Genomic DNA, 13,563 nt, shown 5'->3' on the forward strand with positions numbered 1-13,563 from the left:
TGCCCGCTCCTCGATGACGAAGTGGTCTAGTCGTCTTTGTGCAAATAAACCATTGCCGCACCACGGTTGGGAAGCGTTGACACAAGATCGCCGGGCACAAATTGAAACGTGTTCCTCGTTCTCGGGCCGCTTGGCCGATACGGTCTTGTGGCCCGCGTCTCGATGGATATGCTTTGGTGCAGGTCACCGGCGACGACAGGCGGGGTGGAACATGATTCGGGAACTGCTCAGCGCCGCTTCGATAGCGGGCATCGCGATCGGCATGGCGCCGAGCGCCGCAGCCGGGTACGACGGCGACGTGCCAGGCATGAACTATCAGGCCTCGTTGGGCGCGCCGTGCGACAACTACGAGCGCTTCATCTTCGGTCGGGGCCCCAGCGGCCAGGCCGAGGCGTGCCACTTCCCCCCGCCGAACCAGTTCCCCGCGGCCACCACCGGGTATTGGGTCATCTCCTACCCCCTGTACGGGGTGCAGCAGGCCGGCGCGAAGTGCCCTGGACCGCAGGCGGCGGCGCAGTCGGATCGCGGGCTGCCGATGCTGTGCCTGGGGGCGCAGGGTTGGCAAGAGGGCTGGTTCACCGGGGCGGGATTCTTCCCTCCGGCCGGATGAGCGGCTGAGTCATGAACGACGGCCGGCCCGGCGAGACCCTCGTCCCGCGCTGGCTTCGGTTCGTCCTCGCGTCCGATCGTGCCGGCTCGGCGTGGTACATCGGGACGGGATTCTTTTTCGCGCCGGTCCTCGCAGTGCTGTCGCCGTGGCCCGCGGTCACCGCCGTGCTGTGGGGAATCATCGGGCTGGCCGGGCTGTGGCTCGGCCTGCTGGGGATCGCGATGGCCGTCGGCCTGGCCCGAATCTTGCGGTCCGGGGCCGAAATCCCCGAGGACTACTGGCGCAGCCTGGTGAACTACTAGCCCGGCGCACCCCGGCTAGAGTCATAGCAACTGTCCTGCGACCAGAGGAGACTCGAGATGGCTTTCAACCCGAAGGATGCGGTCGACGCGGCCAAGGACATCGCGACCAACGCGGTCGAAAAGGCCTCCGACATCGTCGAACACGCCAGCGACATCATCCGCGGTGACATCTCCGGCGGCGCCAGCGGGATCGTTCAGAACTCGATCGAGATCGGCACGTACGCGGTCGACAGGACGAGGGAGATGTTCAGCGGCCGCGACGCGCTCGACGACGACGAGGTCTAGTTCCGCCGTCAGACCGACGCGGCCTCGTTGAGTTCGTCAAGCCGGTTGGTCGCTTCCAGGTATTCCTGCACCCAGCGCTCGATGACGGTCGCCGTCTTCTCCACCTTGGTGAACTGACCGACGACCTGACCGACCGGATTGAACGCGACGTCCACGCTCTCGTTCGGGTACCGGTTGGTGGCCCGCACCGCCATGCCGGAGACCATGTACTGCAACGGCATACCGAGCGGCTTCGGGTTGTCCGGCTGCTCCCACGCCTCGGTCCAGTCGTTGCGCAACATGCGGGCCGGCTTACCGGTGAACGACCGGCTGCGAACGGTGTCCCGGCTGCCCGCCTTGACGTACGCCTGCTGCTGAACCGGCGTGTTCGAGGATTCCTCGACCATCAGCCACTGCGAGCCCGTCCATGCGCCTTGGGCCCCCAGCGCCAACGCCGCGGCGATCTGCTGGCCGCTGCCGATACCGCCGGCCGCCAGCACCGGCACGGGGGCGACTTCCTTGACCACCTGCGGCCACAACACGATTGAGCCCACCTCACCGCAGTGGCCGCCGGCCTCGCCGCCCTGGGCGATGATGATGTCGACGCCCGCGTCCGCGTGCTTGCGGGCCTGCGACGGCGAGCCGCACAGCGCGGCGACTTTGAGCCCGGCCTCGTGGATGTGCTTGATCATGTCGGGCGGGGGAGTGCCGAGCGCGTTGGCGATCATCTTCACCTTCGGGTGCTTCAGCGCCACCTCGACCTGGGGCGTGGCGGTCGCCTCGGTCCACCCGAGCAGCTGCAGGCTGTCGCCGTCGCTGTCCTCGATCGGCACGCCGTGGTCGGCGAGGATCTTCTTGCCGAAGTCGAGGTGTTCCTGGGGCACCATCTTGCGCAGCGTCTCGGCGAGCTCTTCGGCCGAGAGGTGCGAGTCCATGCCCTCGTACTTGTTCGGGATGACGATGTCGACGCCGTAGGGGTGGTCGCCGATGTTCTCGTCAATCCAGTTGAGTTCGATCTCCAGCTGCTCGGGCGTGAAGCCGACCGCGCCGAGAACGCCGAACCCCCCGGCCTTGCTGACCGCCACCACGACATCACGGCAGTGGGTGAACGCGAAAATCGGAAACTCAATACCAAGCTCATCGCAGATGGCGGTGTGCATGCCTACTCCTGGGGCGCGGAACCGAAGCTCAACAAATTGAAACGTGTTCTAGTTTAGTACGAACCGCATTGACGTGGCCAGCGGGTCTTGACCTGCGTTTTGTCACTACGACCCGTCGGCCCCGTCAGAGTGCGGCGCTCCGCACGACCCACAGCGCCACGAACGCGAACATGCAGCCGGCACACACCAGGTGATCCCGGCAGACGGAGCGCGCCAGCCGGGTCTGCTCGGGCGGATCGTCCGCGCGCCGCCCCAGCCGCACCGCGTCGGGGACCGTTTGCGTCAGCGCGAGCATGATCGGAAGCCCGGCCAGGACGACCGACAGTGCCAGCAGCCACCACGGCTCCGGCCCCAGCGCGGACTGGTAGGTCAACGCCGCCACCAGGATCACCATGACGGCGGCGATCAGCCGATTCATCGGGCGAGACGTGGTGGTGGCGCGATGGTAGTAAGCCGCGATGGAAGCGAGCACCTCCTCGGGCAGATCGGCTGGCGGAGAACGGAATCGGAGCACCTGCACATCGAAGATCAGATCCATCCACAAGACTGCGAGCAGGAATCCGGCGCAGGCCGTGAGCAACGAGGCCATGGCGCTCCTCCATCTCCGTGCCACTGGGAGCACGCGTCGACGTGCACCCATTGTTTCCCAGCCCCACGTCGAAATGGAATCACTTCTGCCACTTGAGTTTCAGCGGCGATCGGGGCGAGCGGGATCAGACAGCTCAAACTCGTCATTCAGGGGCCGCTCGACATCCGTCTCGTCGCCGAACGGATTGTTGTCGGTGGCCCGCCGTATTATTCGAACATGCGTTCGATTGACCGTGAGGAGATCGCCGCGGACTATGCCGCGCTGAGCGATGTCGTTTCCCGCATTCTCGGCCACTCCTACCTTCCACCACCCCGAAAAGCTGATGTCGGGCGGGGACGAGGACGTCGACCCGGCCGTAGCGATCGGACTATTGATCCGCTCCGTGGCCAGCGGGTAGCGTAGTGCTGCCAATTACGACACCGCACGTCGCGTAATTGGGTTACCCCCGTCTCCGAGAGGATCGGCTCGATGCGCAGCGCCTATGCCGGCGATCCCTTCACCACGTCCACCGCGGAGATCGAGGCCGCCCTGGCGGACGTCAGCATCCCGACGCTGTTGCTTTCGCTGGTGCACATCACCGGTGACCCGCGGTTCATCCGCGACTTCAAACAGATGGGCGTCTTCCTCAACGAGATTCAGGGGTTCATGTCCGAGGAGGACAAGGCGCGGGCCCGCGCGGCGGCCCTGCCGGCGATCACCGACTATCGGGACCGCGGTTGTCCAGAGCCAAAGCCCCTGAGCCTCGACCTCATTCGGGAGATGATGGACTGGGCGGCCTGCGAGCACGTGCCCGACGATTACCTGCCGCTGATCCTGGAAGAGATGGACCTCGACGGCGTCGATCCCCGCCGCCCCCATGCCCTGCCGGCCGACGGCGCGGCGGACATGCCGGTCCTCGTCGTCGGCTGCGGCGAATCGGGCATCCTGGCCGGAATCCGGCTCAAGCAGGCAAACATTCCGTTCACCATCGTGGAGAAGAACGCCGGACCGGGCGGAACATGGTGGGAGAACAGCTATCCCGGTGCGCGCGTCGACGTCGCGAACCACTTCTATTGCTACAGCTTCGAACCCAATAACGACTGGACGCATTTCTTCGCCGAACAGCACGAGCTGCAGGACTACTTCACGAAGGTCATGGCGAAGCACGACCTGGCCGAGCACGTGCTGTGGAACACCGAGGTGCTGGCCGCCGAGTGGGTCGACGACGACGCCACCTGGAGCATCCGGCTGCGCGGCGCCGAGGGCCAGACGAGCACCGTGCGCGCGCGAGCCCTGATCACCGCGGTCGGCCAGCTGAACCGGCCGAACATCCCCCACTTCGACGGCGCCGACAGCTTCGCGGGGCCGTCATTTCACTCCGCCGCCTGGGACCACTCGGTCGACCTGCGCGGCAAGCGGGTCGCGCTGATCGGCGCCGGCGCCAGCGGCTTCCAGATCGCCCCCAGCATCGCCCCGGAGGTCGAGCACCTCACCGTGTTCCAGCGGACCGCGCAGTGGATGTTCCCCAACCCGATGTACCACGACCAGGTCGGCGAGGGCATGCGCTGGGCCATGCGCCACCTGCCGTTCTATGGACGGTGGTACCGGTTTCTGGTGCTCTGGCCCGGGTCCGACAAGGGCCTGGACGCCGCGGAAAGCGACCCGAACTACGCCGACCAGGACCACGCCGTCAGCGACATCAACGCCGCCGCCCAGATGATGTTCTCCCAGTGGATCACCAGCCAGGTCGGTGAAGGGGACGAACTGCTGGGCAAGGTGATGCCGGACTATCCCGCCTGCGGCAAACGGACCCTGCAGGACAACGGCAGCTGGCTGCAGACGCTGCGACGCGACAACGTCGACCTGGTGCGCACGCCCATCCGGCGGATCACCCCACACGGCATCGTCACCCAAGACGGCGAGACGCACGAGGCCGACATCATCGTGTACGCCACGGGATTCCGGCACACCGACGTGTTGTGGCCGCTGAAGATCACCGGCCGCGACGGGGTCGACCTGCGCGAGATGTGGGGGAGCCGTCCGTACGCCTACCTCGGCATCACCGTCCCGAAGTTCCCCAACTTGTTCATCATCTACGGGCCCGGGACCCACCTCGCCCACGGTGGCAGCCTGATCTTCCAGTCCGAACTGCAGATGCGCTACATCGACCAGTGCCTGGCGCGGCTGGCCGAAGGGGACGTGCACTCGCTGGAGCCGAAGCCCGACGCCGCCGCCGCGTGGCATGAGCGGACGCAGACCCAGATCAAGAAGATGGTGTGGGCGCACCCCGCGGTCAAACACTCCTACTTCAAGAACGCCGACGGGGAGATCCACACCGTCAGTCCGTGGCGCCTCAACGAGTACTGGGCGGCGGTCCGCGAGCCCGATTGGGCCCAATTCGTGGTACGGCAAGGGAAGTGAGCACGCGAGCATGCGCACGGTAGTCGTCGACGGGCCCCGCGCCATCCGGGTGGAAACCCGGCCAGATCCCGCCCTTCCCGGCCCCGACGGAGCGATCGTCCAGGTCACCGCTGCCGGCATCTGTGGTTCCGACCTGCACTTCTACGAGGCCGATTTCCCGATGCCCGAGCCGATTGCGCTGGGACATGAAGCGATCGGCACCGTGGTGGAGGCGGGCCCGCAGGTGCGCACCGTCAAGGTGGGCGACCTCGTCATGGTGTCGTCGGTGACCGGGTGCGGCGCCTGCGCAGGCTGCGCCACCCGCGATCCGGTCTTGTGCCACAACGGGTTCCAGATATTCGGCGGCGGCTTGCTCGGTGGCGCGCAGGCCGATCTGCTGGCCGTGCCCGCCGCCGACTTCCAGCTGCTGAAGATGCCGGAATCGATCAGCACCGAACAGGCGCTGCTGCTCACCGACAACCTCGCCACCGGCTGGGCGGCGGCGCAACGCGCCGACATCCCGTTCGGCGGCACCGTGGCGGTCATCGGCTTGGGCGCTGTCGGACTGTGCTCGCTGCGCAGCGCGCTGTTCCAAGGCGCCGCAACAGTTTTCGCGGTCGATCAGGTGGACGGGCGGCTGGACCGCGCCGCCAAGTGGGGGGCGACACCCCTGAAGGCCCCCGCGGTCGGGGCCATCCTCGACGCCACCGGTGGCCGCGGCGCGGACGCGGTGATCGATGCCGTCGCCACGGACGCCTCCCTGACGGACGCTCTCAATGCGGTGCGAGCGGGCGGTACCGTCTCGGTTGTCGGCGTGCACGACATGAATCCGTTCCCGCTCAACGCCCTGGGCTGCCTGATCCGCAGCATCACCCTGCGGATGACGACCGCGCCCGTGCAGCGCACCTGGCCGGAATTGATCCCGCTGCTGCAGTCCGGGCGGCTGGATGTCGACGGCATCTTCACGACGACGCTGCCGCTGGACGAGGCGGCGAAGGGCTACGCCACGGCGGCGTCTCGGTCGGGCGACGACGTGAAGATCCTGCTGACGCCGTAGCCCGCTACCGGGTGGCCGTTATGTATTGGGACCGCATGAAACTGTCGATCTTGACGTCGACGTCCGGCGGGGTCATTCCGTAGCCGGCCTGCAAGTCGAGCGTGCTGCGGATGGGATCGACCGACCAACCGTGGGCGGCCAGCCGTTCCGCGGGGTCCGTCTGGGGCTCGTAGGTCAGGGCGGAAAAGTCGACGTCGCCGGACATGTTGACGCCGGGATGGGCCGTCTCCAGGGCCTCGAGTTGGTCATGGTCGAGGCGGGAACCCAACGCCCCGATGGCGATTCGGCTGCCGGGCGCGCTGAGTCCGCTGATCCGGGTGAAAAGCGTGTTCTGGGCCTCGTCGGTCAGGTAGGGCAGCACGCCCTCCACCGACCAGGCGCTGGGCCGCTCCACGTCGAAGCCCGCGTCCTCCAGGGCTCTGGACCAGTCGGCGCGCAGGTCGGCCGCGACCTCGACCCGGGGGGCCTTGGGTTTGGCGCCGTGCTGGGCGAGCACGTGGGCCTTGAACTCCAGCACCTTCGGTAGATCGACCTCGAAAATCCTTGTGCCCTGGACCCATTCGAGCCGATACGCGCGGGAGTCCAGACCGGCGGCGACGATCACCGCCTGGCGGATGCCCGCGGCGCCGGCCTCGACGAAGAAGTCGTCGAAGAACCGCGTCTGCACGCCGTAGAGGCGAGGAAAGGCCAGCTCGTCTTCGGAGGTCCCCGGGTTTGCGAGCTTGGCCGCCAAGTAGGGGTCTCGCGACGCTTCGATGAAACCCTTGGCGTAGTCATCCCGGACGAGTGGTCGCGGGCTCAGCGCGTGGAGCGCGCGCCATCCGGCCACCAGCAGGGCGGTGTAACCCACGCTGCTGACGATGTCCCAGTTGTCGTCGTCGGAACGGAGCGACCCAAACTCAGGCGTCGGGCTCATGATCGCCCCTCCCATCAACAATCGGCCCCGGCAAGCGACGTATCCAACGTACCCGTCGGTTCAGAGTTCGAGGAGCACCGTGACGGGACCGTCATTGACCAGTTCGACCTGCATGCTCGCACCGAACACCCCGGTCTGGACCTCGGCGCCCAGCCGCCGCAGCGCGTCGGCGAACGCCGCGACCAGCGGCTCGGCTGCTCCGCCCGGCGCGGCCGCGTTCCACGACGGCCGTCGGCCCTTGGCGGTGTCGGCGTAGAGGGTGAACTGGCTGACCACCAGTATGGGCGCGCCAACGTCGGCCGCCGATCGTTCGTCGTCGAGAATCCGCAAATACCAGAGCTTTTCAGCGAGCCGGCGCGCCCTGTCGAGATCATCGCCGTGGGTGACGCCCACGAAGGCCAACAAGCCCTGACCGGCCGGCCGAATGGCGCCCACCACTGCACCGTCGACCGCCACCGTCGCCGACGTCACCCGCTGCACCAGGACCCGCATGGGCCTTGATGCTGCCAGGCCGGGCCCGAACAGCTTGGGTAGGCTCGTTGGATGTCTGTGCTCGTGGCGTTCTCCGTCACCCCGATGGGGGTGGGCGAGGGCGTCGGCGAGATCGTCGCCGAAGCGGTTCGGGTGGTCCGCGATTCCGGCCTGCCCAACCGGACGGATTCGATGTTCACCGTCATCGAGGGCGAAACCTGGGAAGAGGTGATGGGGGTCGTGCAGCGCGCCGTGGAGGCGGTCGCCGCCCGCGCGCCCCGGGTCAGCACGGTGATCAAGGCGGACTGGCGGGCCGGGGTCAGCGACGCGATGACGCAGAAGGTCGCCACCGTCGAGCGTTACCTCGAAGGCGGCTAACCCAGAACGCCTCGCTCGGCTATGCCTTCTCGCGCTGCCAGTAGGCTCATGCCGGTGAGCGCACGCGCAGGCATCGTCGTCACCGGCACCGAAGTCCTCACCGGGCGCGTCCAAGATGCGAACGGTCCCTGGATCGCGGATCGCCTCCTGGAGCTGGGCGTCGAGCTGGCGCACATCACGATCTGCGGCGACCGCGCGAAAGACATCGAGGCGCAGCTGCGCTTCATGGCGGAACAAGGCATGGACCTGATCGTCACCAGCGGCGGCCTGGGGCCGACGGCCGACGACATGACGGTCGAGGTGGTGGCGCGCTTCTGCGGCCGCGACTTGGTGCTGGACGACGAGACCGAGAACAAGATCGCGAACATCCTCAAGAAGCTGATGGCCCGCTTCGAGGGCGTCGACTTCGACGCGGTGCGCGCCGCCAACCGCAAGCAGGCGATGATTCCCGCCGGAGCGCAGGTGCTCGACCCGGTGGGCACCGCGCCGGGTGTGGTCGTCCCCGGCAAGCCGACGGTCATCGTCCTTCCGGGACCGCCGCGGGAGCTGCAGCCGATGTGGAGCCGGGCCATCGAGACGCCCGCGGCGCAGCAGGCGATCGCCGGGCGAACGCTCTATCGGCAGGAAACCGTGCGAATGTTCGGGCTGCCCGAATCGGGTCTGGCCGAGACGTTGCGCGACGCCGAGGCGTCGGTGCCGGGCTTCGGGTCGCTCGAGATCACCACCTGCCTACGGCGGGGCGAGGTCGAGATGGTGACGCGCTACGAGCCGGACGCCGCAGCCAGCTACGCGAAACTGATGCAGCTGGTGCGCGACAAGCACTCTCAGCAGCTCTTCTCCGAGGACGGCTCCACGGTCGACGACCTGGTGGCCCGGGCGCTGGCCGGCCGCCGGATCGCAACGGCCGAATCCTGCACGGCCGGGCTGCTGGCCGCGCGGCTGACCGACCGCCCCGGATCGTCGGACTACGTCGCCGGCGGGGTGGTGTCCTACTCGAACGAGGCGAAGGCGGAGCTGCTCGGCGTTGACCCGGCGCTGATCGAGGCGCACGGCGCGGTGTCCGAGCCGGTGGCCGAGGCGATGGCGGCCGGCGCCATCCGCCGCTTCGGCGCGGACACCGCCGTCGCGATCACCGGCATCGCAGGCCCCGGCGGTGGCACACCCGAAAAACCCGTCGGGACGGTCTGTTTCAACGTGACCCTCATCGACGGCCGCAAGGACACCCGAACCCTGCGGCTGCCCGGCAACCGCTCCGACATCCGGGAGCGCTCGACGACCGTGGCGATGCACCTGCTGCTGCGACTGCTCAGCGCGGCCGACTAGGAGCGACGCCCGATCACGTCATTTCGGTTGGCAGAAACGCGCTTTCGGCGGTGCCGAAGCGGATGCCCGTGGCGTCCTTGCCGATCAGCGTCAGGAACGCGACCGCGATCAGCACCGGCACGATCGTCGCCGCCAGGGCGAAGGGATACCCGTGCGACTCGGCAAGGCGCTCTTGAATGGGTAGGTTGAACGCCGCCAACAGGTTTCCCAACTGGTAGGTGACGCCGGGGTACAGGCCGCGGATCGCGTCCGGCGACATCTCGGTCAGGTGGGCGGGGATTACGCCCCACGCGCCCTGCACGAACAGCTGCATCAGGAATGAACCGAGGCACAGCATCGCCGCCGTGCGCGAGTAGGCGAACAGCGGCACGATCGGCAGGCCGAGCATCGCGCAGAAGATGATGGTGTAGCGGCGGCTGAACCGCTGTGACAGCGTGCCGAAGACAAGCCCGCCGATGATGGCGCCGATGTTGTAGACGATCACGATCAATTTGACGGTAGCGCTGGACAGGCCGGCGCCGTGGTTGGCGGTCGAGGTCAGGAAGGTCGGGTAGACGTCCTGGGTGCCGTGGCTCATCCAGTTGAATGCCGTCATCAGCAGCACCAGGTAGAAGAATCGGCGGATGATCGCCCCGTCGCGCAGCACGTCGCGGATCCTGGTGCTGGTCAGTTTCATCTGATCCTGCGCGGCTTCCCAGACCTCGGACTCCTCCACGCGGTAACGGATGATCAGGCTGACCAGAGCGGGGACGATACTCAGCGCGAACAGCCACCGCCACGACAACCCGAGCCAGTTCATCACCACCAGCGAGGCGACGCTCGCCAGCAGGTAGCCGAACGCGTAGCCCTCCTGGAGCAACCCGGAAAAGAAGCCGCGCCGCTCGACGGGAACCTTTTCCATCGCCAGCGCGGCGCCCAGGCCCCACTCACCGCCCATGCCGATGCCATAGAGCAGCCGCAGGATCACCAGCACGGTGAAGTTGGGTGCGAACGCGCACAGGAAGCCCACCACGGAGTAGAACATCACGTCCACCATCAGCGGCAGCCGGCGCCCGACACGGTCGGCCCACAACCCGAACAGCAGCGCGCCGACGGGACGCATGATCAGGGTGGCGGTGGTGACGAAGGCGACCTCTGCCTTGCTGTGGTGAAAGGTCTTGGCGATGTCGGCGTAGACGAGCACGACGATGAAGTAGTCGAAGGCGTCCATCGTCCAGCCCAGCAACGCCGCGACGAACGAGTTCCGCTGATCGGCGGTCAGCTTGTTTCGAGGACTTTGTGTTGTCACGTTGAGCATCGTGGCCTACCGGGCGCGCGATGGCGAGTCTTTCTGCCCGCGTGCCACGACGGCGGGTTTCACACCGCGCTCATCCCACCAACCTCCGCAGCCCTTGCCGATAGGCGTAGAGGCTGTGGCGCCATAGTGCGCCGGGACCGCCGCTGTTGATGTAGATCGCGGCGCCGACGTGCTCGTAGGGGCACGGCGGTAGCAGCGGAATGAGATCCGAATAGTTCACCACGCGGTCGCAGAGCCGTTTCCACATGCAATCCGCGAGAGTAAGTTCCGGATACATGCGCATCATCGACGCCGACGGACACGTCGCCGAGAATCCCTCGCTGGCGATCGAAGCGATCAAACGCTGGCCGCAGTACGTCAAGCCCAGCTCCGACGGGCGGATGCGGTTGACGTTCGAAGGCCGCAACTACCCGGAGGACCGGGGCCCGGGCGCGGGGTGTCCGCCGGAGCACGGCATCAGCGATGCGCCCGACATCAACTGTCGATCCACCGAGGGCGTGCTCGGCGACGCCGACCGCGACCACATCGACACGATGGTGCTGTACCCGAGCCTCGGCCTGTGCGCGCCCACCCTCGAGGATCCCGAGTTCGCCGCCGGGTTCGCCCGGCTCTACAACCAGTGGATCGCGGATTACTGCGCACCGTCGGGTGGACGGTTGCGGGGCGTCGCCGTGACCCCGATCGAGCATGGCCAGGCGGCGATCGACGTCATGACCGAAGCGAAAGACCTTGGGCTGGTGGCGACCCTGGTGCCGCCGGCGCTCAAGACGCGAAACCTCGACCACCCCGACCTCGACCCCTTCTACGCCGCGGCGGTGGATCTGGAGATGCCGTTGGGCATCCACGGCGCCCCGGGCATTCACCTGCCGAAGATCGGCGTGGACCGGTTCACCAATTACATTCAGGTGCATTGCATCAGTTTTCCGTTCGACCAGATGACGGCGATGACGGCGTTGGTGTCCGGCGGTGTCTTCGAGCGCCACCCGCAGTTGCGCGTCGCCTTCCTCGAGGCCGGCGCGGGGTGGGTCCCGTTCTTCATGGATCGCCTGCACGAGCACTACGAGAAGCGAGGCGACTGGGTCGAACGCGGCTGGCGCCGCGATCCGCACGAATATCTGGCCGCGGGCAATATCTGGGTGACGTGCGAGCCGGAGGAGCCCATCCTGCCCGGGGTGATCGACGTGCTGGGCGCCGACTTCATCATGTTCGCCAGCGACTACCCGCACTGGGACGGCGAATGGCCGGAAAGCACCAAGCACCTGCGGACCCGCCCGGACATCAGCGACGAGGCGCGCGAAAAAATCGGTGGGCTGAACGCGCAGCGCTTCTACAACCTGAATTAGGTTCTGCTGGTTGGCGACTGGCAACCAGCGACCGGTGTTGGCTCAACGACGGTCGCGGATGTACCGCGTTGTCGCCGGCCTCCCGCACAAACGTCGTGTCAAGCGACCCGATAGCCTCGGACGATACGGAAATTTGCGTCGAGACGAGGTTCTGCATGGCTGACAAGTGGTTCTCCGACATCAGCGCGCCGGGACAATTGACCCTTGCGGACGTCTGCGACCAGATCGAGGAGAAAATCCATCTCAATGCGGACAACCAGAGACCCCCGCAGGAGTTTCCCGACTGGGAGTCCTGTGTGGCGGATCGGGACGCCACCATTGCCAAGTTGAGCGCCGCCGTCGTCAACCTCTGCCAGATGGTGAAGCACTTGGCGTCGCAGCGCGGTGACGCTTAGCGCGGCGGTGAGCTGAACGGCTGCCGTTCTCGCACCGGTGGTGAGAGGATCGTGGGCATGGGCCCCTTTCTGCTTCGCGCCGCACTGACCGGTTTCGCCTTGTGGCTGGTGACGAAATTCGTGCACGGGATCACGTTCGTCGGCGGTGACACGAAGCTTCAGCGGGTCGGCATCATCTTCGTCGTCGCCGTCATCTTCGGTTTGGTCAACGCGTTCATCAAGCCGATCGTCCAGATTCTGTCCGTCCCGCTCTACATCCTCACCCTTGGGTTGTTCCACATCGTCGTCAACGCGCTGATGTTGTGGCTCACCGCCCGCATCACCGAGCACACCACGCACTGGGGTCTGCAGATCGATCACTTCTGGTGGACGGCGATCTGGGCGGCGATCGTGTTGTCCATCGTGAGCTGGCTGCTGTCGCTGGTGATTCGCGACGTGGGCCGCCGCACCCGGGCCTGAGGGCTCAGCGGCCCTGCCAGCGCGGTGGTCGTTTTTCGGCGAAGGCGCGCGGCCCCTCCTTGGCGTCCTGCGTCTCGAAAATGCGGTCGCTGTGCCGGGTTTCGTTGTCATACGCCGACTCGAGGTCGAGCGCCAACCCCTCGACGGCGGACTGCTTCGTCGCGTACACCGCCAGCGGTGCGTTCGCCGCGATGCGCTCGGCGTAGTCGTACGCGGTGTCCATCAGCCGCTCCGGCGGCACAACCCGATTGATCAGCCCCATCGCCAGGGCGCGGTCCGCGTCCACCATGTCGGCGGTCAGCAGCAGTTCCATCGCCAACGGGTAGGGCATTTGCCGCGGCAGTCGCACGGTGCTACCGCCGCCGGCGAAAAGGCCGCGCTTGGGCTCCATCACCGCGAAGCGCGCGGCGGGCACTGCGATCCGGATGTCGGTGGAACAAGGAAGACGCCATTCACGCCGTCCTGCACCGGTTTCCCGTCTACAAGCCGATCGTCGCCGCGATCAATGGCACCTGCGTCGCGGGCGGCTTCGAGATGCTGAGCTCCACCGACATCCGGATCGCAGTGCCCGCCGCGCGCTTCGCGGTGATGGAGCCCAAGCGCGGCCTTTTCGCCGGCGG

19 protein-coding genes are annotated in these 13,563 nt (G+C 66.9%); 11 read left to right on the forward strand and 8 right to left on the reverse strand.

The genetic code is table 11. The features are described 5' to 3' along the window. Positions 1-211: 211 nt before the first annotated feature. From A9X05_RS00610 to A9X05_RS00620, 3 genes are read left to right on the forward strand one after another with little or no spacing between them, the layout of a single operon-like run. A complete protein-coding gene (locus A9X05_RS00610; RefSeq protein WP_067750056.1) occupies positions 212-610 on the forward strand; it encodes a hypothetical protein in 399 nt (132 codons plus the stop codon). A gap of 11 nt (positions 611-621) precedes the next feature. After that, positions 622-912, forward strand: a complete 291-nt coding sequence (locus A9X05_RS00615; protein WP_067750058.1) for a hypothetical protein — start codon at positions 622-624, stop codon at positions 910-912. A gap of 57 nt (positions 913-969) precedes the next feature. Continuing rightward, a complete protein-coding gene (locus A9X05_RS00620; RefSeq protein ID WP_067750059.1) occupies positions 970-1,197 on the forward strand; it encodes a hypothetical protein in 228 nt (75 codons plus the stop codon). An 8-nt stretch (positions 1,198-1,205) separates the two neighbouring features. Here A9X05_RS00620 and A9X05_RS00625 read toward each other — a convergent pair whose 3' ends face one another. The 3 genes from A9X05_RS00625 to A9X05_RS30260 all read right to left on the reverse strand — a co-directional run bounded on the left by A9X05_RS00625 (position 1,206) and on the right by A9X05_RS30260 (position 3,219). Further along, positions 1,206-2,336: a nitronate monooxygenase gene (locus A9X05_RS00625; protein WP_067750060.1), complete on the reverse strand. Its 1,131-nt coding sequence runs from the start codon at positions 2,334-2,336 to the stop codon at positions 1,206-1,208. Positions 2,337-2,460: 124 nt separating this feature from the next. After that, entirely contained in the window at positions 2,461-2,925 is a 465-nt protein-coding gene (locus tag A9X05_RS00630; RefSeq protein ID WP_067750065.1) for a hypothetical protein, read from the reverse strand. Between the two features lie 99 nt (positions 2,926-3,024). Continuing rightward, positions 3,025-3,219, reverse strand: coding sequence for a hypothetical protein (locus A9X05_RS30260; protein WP_156736169.1), 195 nt, complete (start codon positions 3,217-3,219; stop codon positions 3,025-3,027). A 174-nt stretch (positions 3,220-3,393) separates the two neighbouring features. Here A9X05_RS30260 and A9X05_RS00635 point away from each other — a divergent pair, with 174 nt between their 5' ends. Then, positions 3,394-5,325 (forward strand): NAD(P)/FAD-dependent oxidoreductase, encoded by a 1,932-nt coding sequence (locus tag A9X05_RS00635; protein ID WP_067778428.1) that lies wholly within the window; start codon positions 3,394-3,396, stop codon positions 5,323-5,325. 10 nt (positions 5,326-5,335) lie between these two features. Further along, the gene (locus A9X05_RS00640) at positions 5,336-6,361 is read left to right on the forward strand and encodes an alcohol dehydrogenase catalytic domain-containing protein (protein WP_067750069.1); all 1,026 of its coding nucleotides are present in this window, start codon (positions 5,336-5,338) and stop codon (positions 6,359-6,361) included. 4 nt (positions 6,362-6,365) lie between these two features. Here A9X05_RS00640 and A9X05_RS00645 read toward each other — a convergent pair whose 3' ends face one another. Both A9X05_RS00645 and dtd read right to left on the reverse strand, forming a co-directional pair. After that, positions 6,366-7,277, reverse strand: coding sequence for a class I SAM-dependent methyltransferase (locus tag A9X05_RS00645; protein WP_067778431.1), 912 nt, complete (start codon positions 7,275-7,277; stop codon positions 6,366-6,368). A gap of 60 nt (positions 7,278-7,337) precedes the next feature. Beyond that, positions 7,338-7,769, reverse strand: coding sequence for a D-aminoacyl-tRNA deacylase (gene dtd / locus A9X05_RS00650; protein ID WP_067750077.1), 432 nt, complete (start codon positions 7,767-7,769; stop codon positions 7,338-7,340). Positions 7,770-7,820: 51 nt separating this feature from the next. Between dtd and A9X05_RS00655 the strand changes: the two genes are divergently transcribed. Together A9X05_RS00655 and A9X05_RS00660 are read left to right on the forward strand one after the other, a co-directional pair. Next, positions 7,821-8,126: an MTH1187 family thiamine-binding protein gene (locus A9X05_RS00655; RefSeq protein ID WP_067750079.1), complete on the forward strand. Its 306-nt coding sequence runs from the start codon at positions 7,821-7,823 to the stop codon at positions 8,124-8,126. A 48-nt stretch (positions 8,127-8,174) separates the two neighbouring features. Beyond that, positions 8,175-9,449: a competence/damage-inducible protein A gene (locus A9X05_RS00660; RefSeq protein ID WP_067778432.1), complete on the forward strand. Its 1,275-nt coding sequence runs from the start codon at positions 8,175-8,177 to the stop codon at positions 9,447-9,449. Between the two features lie 13 nt (positions 9,450-9,462). Here A9X05_RS00660 and A9X05_RS00665 read toward each other — a convergent pair whose 3' ends face one another. After that, positions 9,463-10,710, reverse strand: a complete 1,248-nt coding sequence (locus tag A9X05_RS00665) for a sialate:H+ symport family MFS transporter (RefSeq protein WP_067750101.1) — start codon at positions 10,708-10,710, stop codon at positions 9,463-9,465. Between the two features lie 106 nt (positions 10,711-10,816). Next, positions 10,817-10,993 (reverse strand): hypothetical protein, encoded by a 177-nt coding sequence (locus A9X05_RS00670; protein ID WP_156675525.1) that lies wholly within the window; start codon positions 10,991-10,993, stop codon positions 10,817-10,819. A 28-nt stretch (positions 10,994-11,021) separates the two neighbouring features. Between A9X05_RS00670 and A9X05_RS00675 the strand changes: the two genes are divergently transcribed. The 3 genes from A9X05_RS00675 (at position 11,022) to A9X05_RS00685 (ending at position 12,943) form a co-directional block, all read left to right on the forward strand. Beyond that, on the forward strand, positions 11,022-12,089 hold the full coding sequence (locus A9X05_RS00675) for an amidohydrolase family protein (RefSeq protein ID WP_067778438.1): 1,068 nt from the start codon (positions 11,022-11,024) through the stop codon (positions 12,087-12,089). 155 nt (positions 12,090-12,244) lie between these two features. Then, positions 12,245-12,484, forward strand: a complete 240-nt coding sequence (locus A9X05_RS00680) for a hypothetical protein (RefSeq protein ID WP_067778451.1) — start codon at positions 12,245-12,247, stop codon at positions 12,482-12,484. A gap of 57 nt (positions 12,485-12,541) precedes the next feature. After that, positions 12,542-12,943, forward strand: coding sequence for a phage holin family protein (locus A9X05_RS00685; RefSeq protein WP_067778441.1), 402 nt, complete (start codon positions 12,542-12,544; stop codon positions 12,941-12,943). 4 nt (positions 12,944-12,947) lie between these two features. Here the strand turns inward: A9X05_RS00685 and A9X05_RS00690 are convergent, their stop codons facing one another. Continuing rightward, on the reverse strand, positions 12,948-13,358 hold the full coding sequence (locus tag A9X05_RS00690; protein ID WP_231978200.1) for an enoyl-CoA hydratase-related protein: 411 nt from the start codon (positions 13,356-13,358) through the stop codon (positions 12,948-12,950). A 47-nt stretch (positions 13,359-13,405) separates the two neighbouring features. On the opposite strand from A9X05_RS00690, the gene A9X05_RS32465 reads away from it, so the two are divergent. After that, on the forward strand, positions 13,406-13,563 hold a 158-nt coding region (locus A9X05_RS32465), incomplete at its 3' end, for an enoyl-CoA hydratase-related protein (protein ID WP_255369100.1).

The sequence above is a fragment of the Mycobacterium sp. E3298 genome, from assembly GCF_001666895.1.
In the GTDB taxonomy this organism is placed as follows: Bacteria; Actinomycetota; Actinomycetes; order Mycobacteriales; family Mycobacteriaceae; genus Mycobacterium.

Coding starts and splice junctions, on each gene's coding strand:
- A9X05_RS00610 (WP_067750056.1), top strand. CDS start 212: ATGATTCGGGAACTGCTCAGCGCCGCTTCGATAGCGGGCATCGCGATC.
- A9X05_RS00615 (WP_067750058.1), top strand. CDS start 622: ATGAACGACGGCCGGCCCGGCGAGACCCTCGTCCCGCGCTGGCTTCGG.
- A9X05_RS00620 (WP_067750059.1), top strand. CDS start 970: ATGGCTTTCAACCCGAAGGATGCGGTCGACGCGGCCAAGGACATCGCG.
- A9X05_RS00625 (WP_067750060.1), bottom strand. CDS start 2,336: ATGCACACCGCCATCTGCGATGAGCTTGGTATTGAGTTTCCGATTTTC.
- A9X05_RS00630 (WP_067750065.1), bottom strand. CDS start 2,925: ATGGCCTCGTTGCTCACGGCCTGCGCCGGATTCCTGCTCGCAGTCTTG.
- A9X05_RS00635 (WP_067778428.1), top strand. CDS start 3,394: ATGCGCAGCGCCTATGCCGGCGATCCCTTCACCACGTCCACCGCGGAG.
- A9X05_RS00640 (WP_067750069.1), top strand. CDS start 5,336: ATGCGCACGGTAGTCGTCGACGGGCCCCGCGCCATCCGGGTGGAAACC.
- A9X05_RS00645 (WP_067778431.1), bottom strand. CDS start 7,277: ATGAGCCCGACGCCTGAGTTTGGGTCGCTCCGTTCCGACGACGACAAC.
- dtd (WP_067750077.1), bottom strand. CDS start 7,769: ATGCGGGTCCTGGTGCAGCGGGTGACGTCGGCGACGGTGGCGGTCGAC.
- A9X05_RS00655 (WP_067750079.1), top strand. CDS start 7,821: ATGTCTGTGCTCGTGGCGTTCTCCGTCACCCCGATGGGGGTGGGCGAG.
- A9X05_RS00660 (WP_067778432.1), top strand. CDS start 8,175: ATGCCGGTGAGCGCACGCGCAGGCATCGTCGTCACCGGCACCGAAGTC.
- A9X05_RS00670 (WP_156675525.1), bottom strand. CDS start 10,993: ATGTGGAAACGGCTCTGCGACCGCGTGGTGAACTATTCGGATCTCATT.
- A9X05_RS00675 (WP_067778438.1), top strand. CDS start 11,022: ATGCGCATCATCGACGCCGACGGACACGTCGCCGAGAATCCCTCGCTG.
- A9X05_RS00680 (WP_067778451.1), top strand. CDS start 12,245: ATGGCTGACAAGTGGTTCTCCGACATCAGCGCGCCGGGACAATTGACC.
- A9X05_RS00685 (WP_067778441.1), top strand. CDS start 12,542: ATGGGCCCCTTTCTGCTTCGCGCCGCACTGACCGGTTTCGCCTTGTGG.